Consider the following 16087-nt stretch of genomic DNA (forward strand, 5'->3'; position numbering starts at 1 on the left):
TTAACAAGTTGGCGCAAGGTGCCCGTAGGATGTTGCGGAGGTTGCTGGTATTGTCACAACCCATCAGGCACAGAACGGGCAGAGCGCCCCGGTAGTTTTGGCAGGCCAAGCATGCAAAATCTCGATTATCGCGTTATACAGCAGGCCATTGACTGGCTGGAGCAGGGGCACACGATCTGGCTGTGCACCGTGTTATCCACGTTCGGCTCTTCCCCCCGGGAACCTGGAGCGATGATGGTAGCGAAAGCCGACGGAGCGCATGTTGGGTCATTGTCCGGCGGCTGTGTTGAAGAGGATTTCCTGGATCGACTGGTGCAGGGGGAATATACCTTGCCATCCGTTGTTATTAGATATGGTGGCGACAGCGAGGAAAACCGCAATCCAAAGGTGAAGCTGCCCTGTGGGGGCGCATTGGAAGTACTGGTGGAAAAGCGATCTCCGGAGTCACATTTTGTCGATCAGCTGCGGACGCTGCTGCAACGGCTTTCAAGTGGTGAAGCTTTGGAGCGGGAAGTAGGCCTGGCTGGTGGCAACGTCAGTCTCCACCCTGTCGATGATCACGGTAGCCGGGTCATTTGGGAGCAGGGTAGCGAGACCATAAAGATTGTCGTCGCACCCGTCGCGCGATTGATTCTGGCCGGATATTCAACCGTAGCGGACGCCTGCGCCCGGTTTGCTCTGGGTCTGGGTTATGAGGTGGTGCTTTGCGACCCACGGGAAGACATCGCCGGCACCCACAATTTGCCCGAAGGTGTCGAGTTTATTCCCCAACTGCCCTCCGTATACCTTGGCAAAGACGGTGCCTGCGCCCCCTCGACGGCCGTAGTGGCCACCACGCACGATCCAAGGATCGATGATCTGGCGATGATGGCCGCGGTCAAAACGCCAGCGGGCTATATCGGTGTCATGGGCTCAATGCGCACTTCAAAAGCCCGGGCGGAACGGTTGAAACGCAGTGGCGGGCTCACTGAGGCCGAGATTCAGCGTATTCATATGCCCGTGGGGGTGGATATCGGCAGCAAGACACCGGCCGAGATTGCCCTGTCGATTATGGCGGATGTGGTTCGCGCCCGGCGCCAGCTTTTCCGGGCGGTCAATTAACGCTCTCGGCTCGCGGGTTTCGAGGGTAGTACCGGTCGGGCAGCCGCTCGATGTGCGGAAAGAACCGGGTGTCTTTGTAGGGCATCTTCATATATCCGGACACGCCAAGCCCGGTGATTTGCTCCACCGCAGACAGGATCTCGTCCAGCAGCGTCCGGAATTCCGGTTCCCGCTCGGGGTCCAGCAGCCGGTAATGGCTGTGGATCTTCAGGTGCCGGGGCAGGGCTTCGAAGATGATCATACCGGTGTGGTGAATGTCGTTCAGACGTTCCAGAGCCCGGATAATCGTCTCGGGCAATACCAGGAATTCTTCCGGGTCGGGCCCATCCTCAAAATAGGAATGCACGCGGCTTTCATCTTCCACTTCCGGTGCTGCGCTCACTTCGTAGTGTAGATTCATGCCGGGGGAGACCAGAAACGGCTGGCCCGGGTCTTCACGATCAATGTGCAGGGTGTTACGGGCGTTGAACAGGCAGCTTTTGAATATTCCTTTGCGGTAGATGGCCTGGGCCAGGTACACCATGTTATTGACGGCCTGGACAAAGGCCGATTTCAACGTCGGATCATGCAGGTTCAGAGAGGTATCGATATAGATGCCGTCGGTTTCCCAGCGTACCGCCAGGCCACCTTCTACGGGGTAGCGTCCGAGCCGACTAACCGCCGCCAGAAACGCTTTCTCGGTTTCCCCCATGCCTTGCATGAAGTTCTTGTAGTAGCGGTCGAGTTGGACGTCGTTCACATCACTCAGGGTCTCCGGGGCACCTTCCTCCCGCAAAAACGACTTCCGGGAACTGTATACCACGGTATCAATTTCCTGCCCGGACGCCCGCACCCATACCGGCACCTGCGGAGTGGTCGGCCGTGCCGGCAGGTCAATCATCACCGTGCGGGCCATTCGGGGCATTTCCCGCAAGTAGTAATCACCAGCCTTGCGGCGAGTCTCCGGGTCGGGCGACAGCATGCCATCAAGCATTCGGGCAAATTCCATGGGAAGCCCCAGAGACGCAGCTGGAATCGCCCGGTGCCCAAACCGACAGGATTGGGCAGAGGCGAGGGCATACAGGGTTCCGGCAGCCCCCTGTTCATCAAAGCGGGGCGAGGAGAGCCCGCCGTTCAGCTGCTCCTCGCCGATAAAATAGACATCGCCCAGTCTGGCATTGGTTTGCTGCAGGTTATCCGACATCAGTTCCATCACATTGGCGGTGACGAACTGTTGATTGGCATCCAACTGGGCGAACACCGAGGACCCCCAGTCAATCAGCGCGATGTTCTCGGTACGGGCATCAAACACCAGGTTGGACGGTTTGATGTCACCATGAACAATCGGACGGCCGGCGGGCCCGGTTTCCCGGCGCAGGCAGCGCAGAATATCCGCCAGTTGGTCCGCAATTCGAATAACAAGTCGGGGCTTCAGGCGGCCTTCCTGCAGGGAGACTTCTTCCAGATTGAGCCCCGCAGCTCGCTCCATGACCAGGATAGGTTGGTTGTTGGCGCGCTGGAAGGCGATCAGTCGCGGTACTCTGGGGTGATGCACCTGCTCCAGAATGAAGGCTTCGTCTTCCAGGCGATCCTGTAGGTGCTGGGGCAGGTTGATGCGGGTGAACTTGAACACATGTTCCGGCCCCGGCGTATCCAGGCCGGGAAACCGGCCGGCAAACACAAAGCCATAGGCGCCCTTGCCAATCAGTTCAACGTCCCTGTAACCCAGTTGCCGGAGCTGGGCAACGCAAAGCGCCACCCAGTCCTTGAGCTTCTTGGCATCATCGTGGCTGAGCAGGTAGATCGACTGCTCTTCCGGTATATAGAATTGCTGAAGATGCTTTTCCTGCTCCATCACTGCCCGTTAGCCCATATGTAACAGCATGGTCTGGGGCGACTCCAGGTAGCTCTTCCAGAGGTTGCAGAACCGCGCGATGGTACCGCCGTCAATAATGCGGTGATCGCCGGCCCAGCTGATCGTCATGATCGCCCGCTCAACCACCTGACCATTGGCATCGAAACGCGGTAGCTTCTGGGTGCGGCCCAGCGCCACAATCGCCACTTCCGGTGCGTTGATGATGGGCGCAGCGTAGGTGCCGCCCAATGCGCCGATATTGGAAATGGTGATGGTGCCGCCTTTGAGATCATCCTGGCTGACACGCCCGGAACGGGCGGCCTCAGTCAACCGGGCGATTTCCTCGGCGATCCCCAGCAGCGTGAGCTGTTCAACGTGCTTGACGTTGGGCACCACCAGGCCAGCTTTGCCATCTACCGCCATGCCAATGTTGCAGTGGGGCAGGTAGTGGATTTCGGTCACGTCCTCGTTTAACTGACTGTTCAATACCGGGTATTCCTGAACAGCCAGGGCCATGGCCTTCATGAAGAATGGCATGAGCGTTAGCCGGGTGCCTTTGGCTTCAGCCTCCGGCTTCAGCTGTTCCCGCAGCATGAGCAAGTCGGTTACATCAATATCCTCACTGTAGATAAAGTGAGGGATGGTGGTTGCCGACTGAACCATCGCCTTGGCCATGGCCGCTTTCATGCCTTTGATCGGTTCCACGCGGGCTTGCTGATCACCTTCGGCGTGGCGGCGAGGCGCCGTGCCGGGGTCAACCTGACGTTCGGTGGCGCTGGGCTCTGATTTGGGCTGTTCCAAATGCGCCAGAACATCTGCCTTAAGCACCCGGCCATCCTTGCCGGAACCGGCAATGTCGCCCAGGTTCAGCTCGTGCTCGCGCACCAACCGACGGACCGCCGGGCTTGCTGGAATCCGGGCCCGGGTGCCGGTTGCCACCGGTGTCGCTTTTGTGGGCGCGGCGTCCGCCGACGGCCTGGATTCACTCTTTGGCTGAGGAGCCTCTTCACGATCCCGCGGGATGAAGGCAAACAGCGGTGAATGCACCCGCGCCATGGATTGCTGCTCGTGGTAGAGCTTGGTGATTCGGCCGGCCTTGGGGGCGGTGATCTCAACCATGGCCTTATCGGTCATCACGTCCACCACCGGCTGATCTTCTTCGATTTCGTCGCCCTCGGCGACGCGCCATTCAACCACCTCGCACTCGACAATCCCTTCACCGATGTCGGGCAAAATAAAGTCTTCAGTCGCGTTATCGTCCCCGCTTTGTAGGGGTTCCGCTTTGGCTACAGCTTCCGGGGCAGCATCTACCTGCGGCGACTCTTCAGCGCTTGCTGGTGCCGGCGCCCCGGCCTCGCCACTCTCATCCACCAACTCGAACAGTGGCGCATGCACCTTCGCGATATCGCCTTCCTTGTAATAGAGACGGGTAACCCGGCCCTTGTAGGGGGCAGGAATTTCCACCAGCGCCTTGTCAGTCATCACTTCGGCCACCGGCTGGTCTTCCTCGATGACGTCGCCTTCGGCTACCAGCCATTTGACCAGTTCGCATTCCACGATACCTTCGCCGATATCGGGCAGAATAAAATCACTCATGCTTGTTCTCCTGTCCTGATATCCGCCTAGAATTCCACGCTTTCCCTGATGGCCTCGTAGACCTTCAGGTGATTCGGCAAGTGCTCCTTCTCAAGCACCAGCGGGAAGGGGGTGTCCATCCCGGTTACCCGCGCAATGGGAGATTCCAGGTACAGGAAGCAGCGCTCCTGAATGGTCGCTGCAATTTCGCCGGCAAAGCCGCCAGTGAGAGGAGCTTCGTGGGTAATCACAAGGCGCCCGGTTTTGAGCACGGAATTGGCCACGGTTTCCACATCCCAGGGCAGGATCGACCGGAGGTCAATCACCTCGCAGGAAATGCCTTCCTTCTCAGCGCGCTCAACCGCCTGGTCTATCACGTCCATCTGGGCGCCCCAGCCAAGAATGGTCACGTCAGTGCCTTCCTTGGTGATCTCGGCTTCACCCAGAGGCAGGCGGTAATCTTCATCTGGCACCTCGCCCACGGAGGCCCGGTACAGGCGCTTGGGTTCAAAGAACAGTACCGGGTTGGGGTCGTGGATGGCAGCCAACAGCAAGCCCTTGGCCTGATGGGGGTTGCGGGGCACCACGATTTTGAGGCCCGGGGTATGGGCAAAATAAGCTTCCGGAGATTGCGAATGGTAAAGGCCGCCGGCAATGCCACCACCGTAGGGTGCACGAATGGTCAGACCACCAACGTTAAAGAGGTTGCCGGAGCGATAGCGGTATTTCGCCGATTCGTTCACGATCTGATCGAAGGCCGGGAAGATGTAGTCGGCAAACTGGATTTCCGCCACCGGCACAGAGCCCTGGGCGGCCAGACCGTTGGCAAAACCGATGATGCCCTGTTCCACCAGCGGTGTGTTGAAACAGCGGGACTTGCCGTATTTCTGTTGAAGATTACTGGTAGCGCGGAACACGCCGCCAAAAACGCCCACGTCCTCGCCGAAACACAACACTTTGTCATCGGCCGCCATGGCGGTATCCAGGGCATTGTTGATGGCCTGGAGCATATTCATCTTGGTCATCTCACGCTCCTCCCTTAACGTGTTCGGCGCTCTTTGGGTACTCATCCGGATATCGACGTATGTGAGCCTTCAGTTTCTCAAACTGCTCGGCCAGCATGGGAGGTACTTCGTTGTAGACATCGGTAACCAGAGTTCCGAGGGCTGGTGGCGGACGCTTCTGCGCCCGCTTCATGGTTTCCAGCACTTCCCGGCGCATGTTTTCCTGGAACTGTTTTTCGTCGTCCTCACTCCACCATTTCTTGCTTTCCAGCCACAGGCGCATGCGCAGGATCGGGTCTTTCTCGCGCCATACCGCTTCCTCGTCTTTGCTGCGATAACCGGACGGGTCGTCGGAGGAGGAGTGGGCCGCAAGGCGGTAGCTCATGGCCTCGATCAATACCGGGCGATTGTGTTTGACGGCCAGCTCCCGGGCTGCTCTGGTGGCTTCATACATGGCCAGTACGTCGTTACCGTCTACCCGGATAACGTCCATCTTGTAGCCATAGGCTCTGGGTGCTACGCCGTCGGCTGCGAACTGTTCGGCTGCGGGGGTGGAAATGGCATAACCGTTGTTCCGGCACAGGAAGATGACGGGTACGCGATGGACTGCAGCCATGTTCAGGGCCGCGTGAAAGTCACCCTCGGACGCGGCGCCTTCGCCAAAATAGGTGATGGTGCAGTGGCCGTCTCCCGCCAGCTTCTGGCCATAGGCATAGCCGGTGGCCTGGGGAATCTGGGTGGCCAGGGGCGAAGAGATGGTCATGTAATTCAGCTTTTTCGAGCCGTAGTGCACGGGCATTTGCCGGCCCTTACCGTAATCAAGCTCATTGCCGAAAAGCTGGTTCATGAATTCGTCGATGGAAAAACCGCGGTAGGCGAGGGCGCCTTGCTCCCGGTACTGCGCCATGATCATGTCGTTATCATCCAGCGCGGCGGCGCTGCCGATCACGGCGGCTTCTTCACCGGTACACTGCATGTAGAAGCTCAGACGCCCCTGGCGCTGGGCAGCAAGCATACGCTCATCGAGAATCCGGGTGGTGACCATGGCCCGGTAGATGCGAAGGGCTTTCTCTTTTTCAAGATCCGGCGCTTTGGCGCTCTTATAGAGCTTGCCATCCTGCTTAAGGAGCTTGAACGTGGGAATACTGAATTCCGCACCATCGGTGAACGAGGGGGAATACACAACTTTCGATTTTGTTGTTGTCATAGTCCTCTTCCTGGGGTATTGGCCTGAGGAAACAAAACACGCCTTGTGGGCGTGTCGTTAATGTCATTGTAGACAACCTGGGGAAATCTGGTGTGGATCATTCCAGGCTTGCCTTTACCTTAACGTAAACTGCATCCGTCGGGTAGACCCAGAATGCGGATTTTTATTTAACTGTGCCACACCGATGAATTTCCCGTGTTGGCCGCAAGCATGCTAACGTCAATACAGGTACTCTATTGAATAGCTTCATTAAACGGACTCTGGTGGGCAGGCATATGAATGTGATCGTGATCGGCGCAGGAATAATGGGAACCACTTTTGCCACCCTGGCGAAGGAACTGGCGCCCGAACTGGATATCACCATTCTGGAGCGACTGGACAGCCCGGGCGCAGGCAACTCCTGGTCTTTCAACAATGCCGGCACGGGCCACGAGGCCAACTGCGAGCTTAACTATACGCCGGTGGATGGCGAGGTAATCTCGGTGGAGAAAGCCTTGAAAATCCATGCCCAGTTCAACGTTGCCAAGCAGTTTTGGGCCTACCTTGTTCGAAAAGGTGCGATAAAAGAGCCCACTAGCTTCATCAACCAGACCCGCCATTGCACCCTGGTCTCCGAGCCGTCCATCGAGGAGCTCAAGCTACGCTTCAGGGAAATGTCCGCCCACCACTTTTTTGAGCGCATGCGCTTTTCCGAGGAATTTGACGAGATCAAGAGCTGGATTCCCTACACCATGGACGGCCGCCCCCATCACGAGAAAATGGCAGCGACTGTTGTGGAAACGGGAACCGATGTGAATTTTGGTGCCCTGACTGAACAGATGGCGGAATACGCGACGAAGGAGCTGGGCGTAAACATTGAGTATGGCGTCCATGTAAAGCGGGTGCACCGAAACCCCGCGGGGAGCTGGCTGGTAGAAACGCAAACCCGGGGTGCTGCTGCCGTTCAACACCGGGCCGACATACTGTTTGTTGGCGCGGGCGGGGGTGCGTTCCCCATTCTGAAGAAAAGTCATTTACCGTTTGCCCGGCGGTTCACCGGTTTTCCGGTGGGCGGGCGTTTTCTGCAGGCGGAAATTACGGAAGAGCAGGCCCGCCAATATCGCGCAAAAACCTACGGCAAGGCGGAAGTTGGTGCACCTCCAATGTCTGTGCCGCATCTGGACCTGCGGGTGGCTGATGGCAGGCATTATTTGCTGTTCGGCCCATTTGCCTCATTCAAGCCCGTTCTGGAAAAAGGGCGCGGATTCATTGATTATCTGAAGGCCATGCGCCTGCACGATATCCCCGGCTTGCTGAGCGTCGCGATAGAGCATTTCGCTCTCGTGAAATATCTGGTTTCTGAGACCTTCAAAGGCGAGAAAAGCATGCTGGAGTCGCTGGAGAAATTTGCTCCGGGCCTGAGCTCCAGGTTTGACTGGAAGCCTATTGAGGCTGGCCAGCGGGTACAGATCATCAAGGATGGGGATCTGCAGATGGGTACAGAGATTATCGTTTCGAAGGATAAAACCTACGGCACAATACTTGGGGCGTCGCCTGGCGCCTCGGTGTCACCTGAGGTGATGCTGCGTGCCCTGGAGCAATTGTTCCCGGCGGTATTTGCTGGAGAATCCGCCAGATCCAAGCTGAAAGAGATGTTCCCTGAGGACAATCTGGATACACTGATCAGCAATCCGGAGCGGTATCGCGAGATTCGGGACGCCGTAAACTCAGCCTTGGGCATCCAGTCAGACATACCAGCGTAGCCAGGCGTTCTCAGGGACGAATACAAATAGTGAAAGCACTTGAACTCAAGGTTCCACCCGTTGTTCTGGTTATCCTTTTCGGGGCGGCCATGTGGGCTATTTCGAGGCTGTTGCCGTCTGGCTATTTTACCGTTCCGGGCAGGCTGATTCTGTGCACCCTCATGGTCCTGGCTGGCGCAGGTATTGCCCTGGCCGGCGTTCTGGCATTTCGTGCAGGAGGCACCACCGTGGATCCTCGTACGCCCCATCAGTCTGCCAGCCTGGTGGTTGACGGGGTTTACCGTTACACCAGAAACCCCATGTACCTCGGCTTTCTGCTGATGCTGATTGCCTGGAGCCTGTACCTGGGCAGTGTATTTGCCGCTCTGTTACTGCCACTGTTCATGCTGTACATGAATCGCTTCCAGATCAAACCCGAGGAACGACACATGCGGGCGTTATTCGGTGACGACTACACCCGGTACGCCTCACGGGTTGGGCGATGGTTCTAGCCAGGTAACGGGATATAGTCTTCTTTATCGCCAGGCACGATGGGAAAACGCCGGTTCTGCCAGTCATCCTTGGCCTGTTCGATACGCTCCTTACGGCTGGACACAAAATTCCATTCAATAAACCGTCGCCCCAGTGGTTCGCCGCCAACAAGGGCGAGCCGGGTATCTTCAATCGCCTCAACCGTAACGCCCTCGTGAGCCGCCAAAACGGCCATGGAATATTCAGGCACCTCCGTTCCGCCTGCCCGCAGCTTTCCTTTGGCAACGTACAACCCTCGTTCCTCGGCATCAGGCAGAGTAAGCTTTTGCCCCTGTTTCAGCCATGCCTCAATGTATAGGGTATCGGCAAAGGTCTTGACCGGCGACGCGGCACCGAAAGCGGTTCCCATCATTACCCGTACCTGAACGCCATCCACGGAAACTGATGGCACTGTGTCGCCGGGATAGTGATAGAACGCCGGTTCTGTTTCTTCGTCTGCCTCGGGCAGCGCCAGCCACAATTGCAATCCGTGGAGCGTGTGGTCGGAGGCTGTGATTTCCGGGCGCTCCCGCTCCGAATGAACAATCCCGCGCCCGGCCACCATCAGGTTGATATCCCCGGGGCGGATCGGTTGCTGGCTGCCCAGCGAATCACGGTGCAGGATTTCACCTTGAAACAGGTAGGTAACGGTCGCAATGCCAATATGGGGGTGAGGGCGCACGTTAATGCCATCCCCGGCCGCAAAATGGGCCGGCCCCATATGGTCAAAAAAGATCCACGGCCCGATCATTTTCTGGCCAACCACCGGCAGAACCCGCCTTACCGAAAAGCCCCCGAGGTCACGGTTTCTGGGCTGAAGGAGCTGAACTATGGCGCCACATTCTTCGGTGATGGGGCAATCCATTTCAGTGTCGGGCGCGAGATTGCTCATTGTCAGCTCCGGGTGCGGGTGCGAGTGAGAGGATCTGGTGTGTTTGAAGCTTGGTGCCAGTCTGAATGGGTGTCAAATGAGACGTCCCGCACCGGACCAGCTCCGGGTTGCGGGACGCCTTGGCTGTCAACCTTGCTGCGCACCGAAGCTCTGCATCAGATTGGCATAGTGAGGCAAGTGCTTGGCCAGAATACCACCGAAACCCTCAATGTCGTTGCGCCAGTCACGATGCAGCTCACAACCAACGCTGAACCAGTTCATCAACTGGGCGCCGGCTTGCTCCATACGGCTCCAGGCTGCATCTCGAGTGGTCTGATTGAACGTGCCGGAGGCATCCGTAACCACGAACACCTCAAACCCTTCTTCCAGCGCAGACAATGTTGGGAACGCGACGCACACATCGGTCACCACGCTCGCGATCAACAACTGTTTCTTCCCGGTGGCCTTCACGGCCTTTACGAAGTCTTCGTTGTCCCAGGCATTGATCTGACCAGGACGGGCGAAGTAGGGCGCATCCGGGAACATGTCTTTGAGCTCAGGAACCAGGGGTCCGTTAGGCCCATTTTCAAAGCTGGTGGTAAGAATGGTCGGGATGTTAAAGAACTTCGCGATGTCAGCCAGGGCAAGGACGTTGTTTTTGAAATCGTCCGGCGAGAAATCACGGACCAAGGACAGCAGCCCGGACTGATGGTCGACCATCAGCAGGGCCACATCATCTTTATTCAGCCGATTGTATTTAAATGCCATAGCTTTTTACTCCTTCTGATTAGCGGCTTAAATCACTGGAGGTGATGACCGGTTCACGCAATTCGATGCTTTTGTGAAACGATAGCTAAAGCATAGGTCCCGTTTTCTGGCCTGTGTAGGCCCCAAAATTTATACTCATCGTTCCATAATCAGAACGCTAACCACCATGCAGGACCTCAACGACCTCTATTACTTCGTTAAAGTCGTCGATCACGGCGGCTTCGCCCCCGCGGGCCGGGCGCTCGGCGTGCCAAAATCGAAATTGAGCCGGCGGATTGCCATGCTGGAAGATCGCCTGGATACCCGGCTGATCAATCGCTCCACGCGCCGATTCACCATTACCGAACTGGGCCAGGAATATTATCGCCATTGCGTGGCAATGCTTGTGGAAGCAGAGGCTGCGCAGGAGGTGATTGACCGGTCCAGGGCCGAGCCCCGGGGCGTAATCCGGATGAGCTGCCCGCCAGGGTTAATCTACTTTCACGTGGGACAACTGCTGGTTCGTTTTATGGCGAGGTATCCCGATGTGAAGGTGGAGATTGATGCCACCAGCCGACGGGTTGATGTTCTGAAAGAAGGGCTGGACCTGGCGCTGCGGGTCCGTTTTCCACCGCTGGAGGACAGCGGGCTGACCATGAAAGTGCTGTCAAAGAGCCCTCAGTTCCTGATGGCCTCAAAGGATTTTTTCGAACACCATCAGCAGCCTGAAACCCCGGACGATCTGGCCAACCTGCCCAGTCTGGATTTTGAGCCGTCCGATGGCAAACACATCTGGTGTCTGGATGGGCCGGATAAGGCCTCGGCACAGGTGCGCCACTCGCCCAGACTGGTGACGGATGATGTGTTCACCCTCCGGCAAGCGGCGTTGGAAGGCCTGGGCGTGGTGCGCATGCCGCTGATTGTTGGTGGGCGAGACCTGGTTGAGGGGCGATTGATCGACGTTCTGCCGGGCTGGAAGCCTCGGGGAGGCGTTCTGCATGCGGTTTTTCCCTCAAGGCGTGGCCTGATGCCGGCGGTGAGAGCTTTGCTGGACTTTCTGGGGGAATCCATGGAAGACGTGGATTGGGCAATGGCACAGGAGTAATAAGTATGCCAAAAGTTGGCTCGACTCATTGCTTGTGCCGCAACCTGGCATCGCTATAATTGACCGCCCCGAACCGTCGGGATCTTGTCCGCTAAATCGTCATGGTCTGACTATGTGCCGAAAACTGGCGTGGGGAGTTGCCCGCGCCAGTAACTGGCATACCATCTTTAGAGTAATTATGTACCGCGACTTCAAAACCACACTCGAACTCATTCTTGCTGTCCTTGAAAATGACAATCTCACCTCAGAACAGCTTCGTGAACGATTTGCCGGCATGCCTGACCGCACGTTCAAGCGCCACATGGCCACCGCCCGAAAACATGGAGCCCAAATGGAATGTGTCGCCGACAGTCGGGGACGCTACACGTGGATTTGCCGAAACCGCCGGCAGATTGAAACTCGGGTGAGAACCTGGGTGATATTCGAGCGGGAGCGAACACTCGTTGGTGAATCTCAGTTAGATCTGTTGCATCAGGCTTTGTAACAAGACAGCAGATCTATCTGCGCTATTTCACCTAAGCAGAGTCCAGTACAGCCAGAAGCTGGTCGATTTCATACTGACTGAAGATTTGAATTCCATGCTGGCGAAGTAGGGCGACCGTGCACCCAGCTCCGGCAAGGCACTTACCAGAATCTTTGCCAAAAGGTTTTCTCCCGATACCTGGGGCTAAAGTTGTTCGGAAGTCTGAACAGAAGGTGTGTTGAGTTGAAGCGCTTGTCTTCGGGACTAAATGCGAGCTTACCGAGATTCGATGAGGTAAGGTCAGCCCCCCCAAAAGTGACACGTACCGAAATCGCCACCAATGCTCCGGTTTTGCTAGGCTTTCAGAGAGCAGGGAGAAGATGCAATGGCCTTCCATAACCCGGATCCGAAAATGCGCGAAATAGAGCGTGATAATGCCAGGCTACGTGCCAGGTTCTTTGCTGAACTGTTTGGTGGCGCCTTGCGTGTATTTCGCAGGACTTTGTTGCGCCGTCGAGTTAGGCAACCGTGTGGCCCGTGTATGGAGGCTGATGGGGCATCCCATGATGCTTCTAATCAGCGAAATACAAACATCTGAATCTCGCGCAGGTATCACCTCGGCAAATGAATGAGCGGCAGTGGTGACTGGGGTTTGACGGTCTGGATCGCAAAGTTGCTACGAATGTCCCGGACCCCGGGCAACTTGAGCAAAGTATTGGTCAAGAATTCCTTATAGGCGCGGAGATCGGGCACCACGACGTGTAATAGAAAATCCGACTCCCCGGACACGAGATGGGCCATCACTACTTCTGGCAGAACGCTCACCGCCTCGCAAAAAGCCTCGGCCTCCTTCTCCTGGTGGCGTTCTACTTTTATATCAACGAATACGGTTAGCCCCAAGCCCACTTTTTCCTGATCCAGGATTGCGCGGTAGCCCTTGATCACCCCGGATTCCTCAAGTAAACGTACCCGCCGAGAGCAGGGTGACGGAGACAGGCCGATTCCCTCGGCCAAATCTGTGTTTGGCATACGGCCATCTGTTTGTAGTGTCTCAAGAAGCTTTCTGTCAAACCGGTCAAATCTAAAATCTGGCATAAGTATCACCTGAAGAGAGAAACGTTAGCGGATAACACCAATTTTCCGCTCCATCATAGGTTATAAAGCAATCGTTCACTACCGGGCGGCAGGTATACTCAAGGATTCACTCACTACCACCCGGGAGACGTAGCCAATGGCTGATTTTCTCGTGTTCCTGGCTGCGCTCGCGGCGATCTACCTTGCACCGGGGCCAGACATGATATTGGTGCTCGGCACCTCTGTGAGCGGCGGCACCAGAAAGGCCATGGCCGTCGCTCTCGGCCTTGCCATTGCCAGGGGATGCCATGTTCTGCTCGCCGCGGTGGGGCTTGCAACCTTGCTGGCCACGTATCCCTGGACCTACCATACGATACGAATACTGGGCGCAGCTTATCTGCTTTATCTGGGCTGGCAGTTTTTCCGGACAGCGCACACGCTCCAGAGCAACCCCCATTCAATCGCAGGTACTCAGCCGTCAGCGGGGTATCTGGCCAGTTTCCGGAGAGGGTTGGCAACTAACCTGTTTAATCCCAAATCTCTGATCTTCTGTTCGGTACTGCTTCCGCAGTTTATCCATTCGGAAGACTCTGGCATCGTGGGACAATTTGCCATTTTGGCCTTGATCCTGGTGCTCACAGGACTGGTCTTTGATTTTGCCTACGCTCTTCTGGGGCGATTACTCTGGGCGCTTACCAATAGCAATGCTCGATACCGTAGAGCTCAGAACAACCTATTTGGTTTTCTGCTTACAGGTATCGCGCTGAAGGTTGCTCTTGATTGACTTCGCCATCCGTTCAGTGCCCTAGAGGCTGACGAGTCGGTAAATCCTCCTGTATGCTGGATAACCAGAGGTTGTTTGCGGTTCATTCAAAGGGGTGGTCAAGCACGTTTGGCTATATTTGACGAACAACGGTGAGTTGAGTGTTTTATGGCGACGGCAACCGTAAGCGGGTTTCGAAGTGATAGATACAGGCACCCGGTGGCGGCAACCATTGCGGTGCTCTTCAGAAATGATGAAATCTTGTTGGTACGCCGCGCCAACCCGCCAGACGCAGGTCGCTGGGGGTTTCCGGGAGGGAAGATGGAGTTCGGGGAGACGGTTGAAGCCGCCGCTGTAAGAGAGTTGTACGAAGAGACAGGAGTTCGTGCTACCGCCAGCAAAGTTTTCAATGCCGTGAATGCGTACGACGTTGATGATGAGGGATATCTTCGATCCCATTTTGTCCTGATAGCGGTGCTGTGTTACTGGGATTCTGGTGAGCCAGTAGCTGCCGATGATGCGCTGGATGCGGCGTTCGTTCCGATGGTGGCGCTAGGCTCAAGCGACCTCGCTCTGAGTCTGGATGTTGAAGATATCGTTTGGGAGGCCTATGAGTTGGTGTTGGTGTCGGGGCAGAAGCGGAGCATTAGTAAATCGAGTTAAGGGGCTTTCTGGGTCTGGTGTTAATTCTTTTGTGATGCCATCCGTGACTGCGCATAATGTATATTATGTTAAATACGGTATTCACTGCTGAAGACCTAACCTCCCAATAACCTCTGCGCAAAATGCCCAGCACCAAATGCCAGCCCCGCAGCGGCCGTACCCATGCTCAATGTTCGGAGTCCTGATCGCACTACCGGTAAGCCATATACGATACTCTTAAGCATTCCGATACCGAGGAAGACGACTCCTGCCAATCCAAGACTGATCATGAACTGAATCCGACTCTCCAACCCCGGGATCGCATAAGGAAGCAACGGTAAAGCACCGACCGACAAAAATGCAGCGAACGTTGTCAGCGCAGCTCGACGTGGGCTAATTCCGGCACCCGAAAGTCCGTACTCTTCCCGCAACATGGTTGCCACCCAAACATCGGGATTACGACTAATGACATCTACAACTTGCTCCAGCAATTCACCGTCAAAGCCCTTCGCCTGAAAGAGCTGGCGAATTTCCTCGCGTTCACCTTCTGGCACAGCAGTTATATGTTCCCGTTCTGTGCGCTCAGCAAACTTGATTTGATTCAACTGCACCTGACCCGCTTCATAATTACTCACGGCCATGCTGAACCCGTCTGCAATCAGATTTGCAAAACCAAGCACCAGCGCGACCTGGGGCGAGAAGCCAGCACCGAAGGCCCCCGATACAACCGCAAACGTTGTGACGCAGCCATCGATGCCGCCAAGCACAGCATCTGGTAGCGTCGAGGCCTTAACGGGACCAGCAAGCCGTGCACGAACGGCATTAGGCTGGTGCTCGCTGAGCAGTCTTTCATTTTCTGTGGATGGCATCTTTCAGCTTCCTGTTCAGGACGCGATTTGGTGCTTTGGGATTATAGGCTCAGTTCGACCTTGTCACTTTATCTGTCAATATACATCTTCAAGATAACGTCCCTGGCCTCTCAGAGTTTCAATATCGATGTGCAAGGGTTTGATAATGTCTTCTATAACCTGCCGCACAGCCGCCGCCATATCCCGGCCACCACAGACCAGTATCTGCGCACCGGTGTTAACCATCTGTCGCACGGCTAATTCATCCTGTTTGAGCTTATCCTGCACGTAGGCGCGCTCGTCTGTTCTTGAGAAGGCTGTGTTCAGCCCGCTCAGTCGATGATCCTCAAGATAGCGCCCAAGCTCAGGTTGGTAGAGAAAATCTGACCTGGCATCGCGACCGCCCCAGTACAGATACATAGGGTTGCATCTGGTATTGTTTCTGATGAAACCGGTTAACGGACCAATCCCGGCACCTGCACCGACAAGAATCACTGGTCGGTTATCGGTAGCTGGCCGAAAGCCTGGATTGGGGCGGATGAAGCCATCGATACAATCACCCGGCTTGAGGTCATGCAAATAACCGGAGCAAAGACCGCCG

Annotated in this window: 16 protein-coding genes and 1 pseudogene; 7 read left to right on the forward strand and 10 right to left on the reverse strand. The window is 56.2% G+C overall.

From position 1 onward, the window contains the following. Positions 1–111: 111 nt before the first annotated feature. Complete coding sequence (locus tag ACSSVV_RS05925; RefSeq protein ID WP_454105728.1) at positions 112–1101, forward strand: XdhC family protein; 990 nt, start codon at positions 112–114, stop codon at positions 1099–1101. Here ACSSVV_RS05925 and ACSSVV_RS05930 read toward each other — a convergent pair. The 4 genes from ACSSVV_RS05930 to ACSSVV_RS05945 are packed head-to-tail and all read right to left on the reverse strand — an operon-like array spanning position 1094 to position 6721. Next, a complete protein-coding gene (locus ACSSVV_RS05930; RefSeq protein ID WP_454105732.1) occupies positions 1094–2935 on the reverse strand; it encodes a protein kinase domain-containing protein in 1842 nt (613 codons plus the stop codon). The two genes, ACSSVV_RS05925 and ACSSVV_RS05930, sit on opposite strands and share 8 nt — an antisense overlap. Positions 2936–2944: 9 nt before the next feature. Further along, a complete protein-coding gene (locus tag ACSSVV_RS05935; protein ID WP_454105729.1) occupies positions 2945–4531 on the reverse strand; it encodes a dihydrolipoyllysine-residue acetyltransferase in 1587 nt (528 codons plus the stop codon). Positions 4532–4557: 26 nt separating this feature from the next. Continuing rightward, positions 4558–5535 carry an alpha-ketoacid dehydrogenase subunit beta gene (locus ACSSVV_RS05940; protein WP_022992373.1) on the reverse strand — a complete coding sequence of 326 codons (978 nt, stop codon included), beginning with the start codon at positions 5533–5535 and terminating at the stop codon, positions 4558–4560. A gap of 1 nt (position 5536) precedes the next feature. Next, a complete protein-coding gene (locus ACSSVV_RS05945) occupies positions 5537–6721 on the reverse strand; it encodes a thiamine pyrophosphate-dependent dehydrogenase E1 component subunit alpha (protein WP_454105730.1) in 1185 nt (394 codons plus the stop codon). Positions 6722–6996: 275 nt separating this feature from the next. Here ACSSVV_RS05945 and ACSSVV_RS05950 point away from each other — a divergent pair, with 275 nt between their 5' ends. Both ACSSVV_RS05950 and ACSSVV_RS05955 read left to right on the forward strand, forming a co-directional pair. Further along, complete coding sequence (locus tag ACSSVV_RS05950) at positions 6997–8463, forward strand: malate:quinone oxidoreductase (protein ID WP_454105733.1); 1467 nt, start codon at positions 6997–6999, stop codon at positions 8461–8463. Between the two features lie 29 nt (positions 8464–8492). Next, the gene (locus ACSSVV_RS05955; protein WP_023010243.1) at positions 8493–8954 is read left to right on the forward strand and encodes a methyltransferase family protein; all 462 of its coding nucleotides are present in this window, start codon (positions 8493–8495) and stop codon (positions 8952–8954) included. Here ACSSVV_RS05955 and ACSSVV_RS05960 read toward each other — a convergent pair. After that, the gene (locus ACSSVV_RS05960) at positions 8951–9865 is read right to left on the reverse strand and encodes a pirin family protein (protein WP_023010244.1); all 915 of its coding nucleotides are present in this window, start codon (positions 9863–9865) and stop codon (positions 8951–8953) included. The two genes, ACSSVV_RS05955 and ACSSVV_RS05960, sit on opposite strands and share 4 nt — an antisense overlap. Positions 9866–9991: 126 nt before the next feature. Beyond that, entirely contained in the window at positions 9992–10612 is a 621-nt protein-coding gene (ycaC, locus tag ACSSVV_RS05965) for an isochorismate family cysteine hydrolase YcaC (protein WP_023010245.1), read from the reverse strand. Positions 10613–10778: 166 nt separating this feature from the next. Here ycaC and ACSSVV_RS05970 point away from each other — a divergent pair, with 166 nt between their 5' ends. Beyond that, positions 10779–11696 carry a LysR substrate-binding domain-containing protein gene (locus ACSSVV_RS05970; RefSeq protein ID WP_023010246.1) on the forward strand — a complete coding sequence of 306 codons (918 nt, stop codon included), beginning with the start codon at positions 10779–10781 and terminating at the stop codon, positions 11694–11696. Positions 11697–11874: 178 nt separating this feature from the next. Then, a complete protein-coding gene (locus ACSSVV_RS05975) occupies positions 11875–12180 on the forward strand; it encodes a hypothetical protein (protein WP_023010247.1) in 306 nt (101 codons plus the stop codon). A 27-nt stretch (positions 12181–12207) separates the two neighbouring features. Here ACSSVV_RS05975 and ACSSVV_RS05980 read toward each other — a convergent pair whose 3' ends face one another. Together ACSSVV_RS05980 and ACSSVV_RS05985 are read right to left on the reverse strand one after the other, a co-directional pair. Then, positions 12208–12339, reverse strand: a complete 132-nt coding sequence (locus ACSSVV_RS05980; protein ID WP_264673076.1) for a hypothetical protein — start codon at positions 12337–12339, stop codon at positions 12208–12210. Positions 12340–12771: 432 nt separating this feature from the next. Then, positions 12772–13254 carry an Lrp/AsnC family transcriptional regulator gene (locus ACSSVV_RS05985; RefSeq protein ID WP_023010248.1) on the reverse strand — a complete coding sequence of 161 codons (483 nt, stop codon included), beginning with the start codon at positions 13252–13254 and terminating at the stop codon, positions 12772–12774. Positions 13255–13390: 136 nt separating this feature from the next. Here ACSSVV_RS05985 and ACSSVV_RS05990 point away from each other — a divergent pair, with 136 nt between their 5' ends. Together ACSSVV_RS05990 and ACSSVV_RS05995 are read left to right on the forward strand one after the other, a co-directional pair. Further along, entirely contained in the window at positions 13391–14017 is a 627-nt protein-coding gene (locus ACSSVV_RS05990) for a LysE family translocator (RefSeq protein ID WP_023010249.1), read from the forward strand. 147 nt (positions 14018–14164) lie between these two features. After that, positions 14165–14659, forward strand: a complete 495-nt coding sequence (locus ACSSVV_RS05995; RefSeq protein WP_051995569.1) for an NUDIX hydrolase — start codon at positions 14165–14167, stop codon at positions 14657–14659. Positions 14660–14754: 95 nt separating this feature from the next. On the opposite strand, the gene ACSSVV_RS06000 is transcribed toward ACSSVV_RS05995, so the two are convergent. Both ACSSVV_RS06000 and ACSSVV_RS06005 read right to left on the reverse strand, forming a co-directional pair. Beyond that, positions 14755–15507, reverse strand: a complete 753-nt coding sequence (locus tag ACSSVV_RS06000) for a VIT1/CCC1 transporter family protein (protein ID WP_023010251.1) — start codon at positions 15505–15507, stop codon at positions 14755–14757. A 75-nt stretch (positions 15508–15582) separates the two neighbouring features. Further along, positions 15583–16087, reverse strand: a pseudogene (locus ACSSVV_RS06005) (PepSY domain-containing protein); the annotation flags it as partial.

It is taken from the genome of Marinobacter sp. MBR-105 (assembly GCF_053628895.1).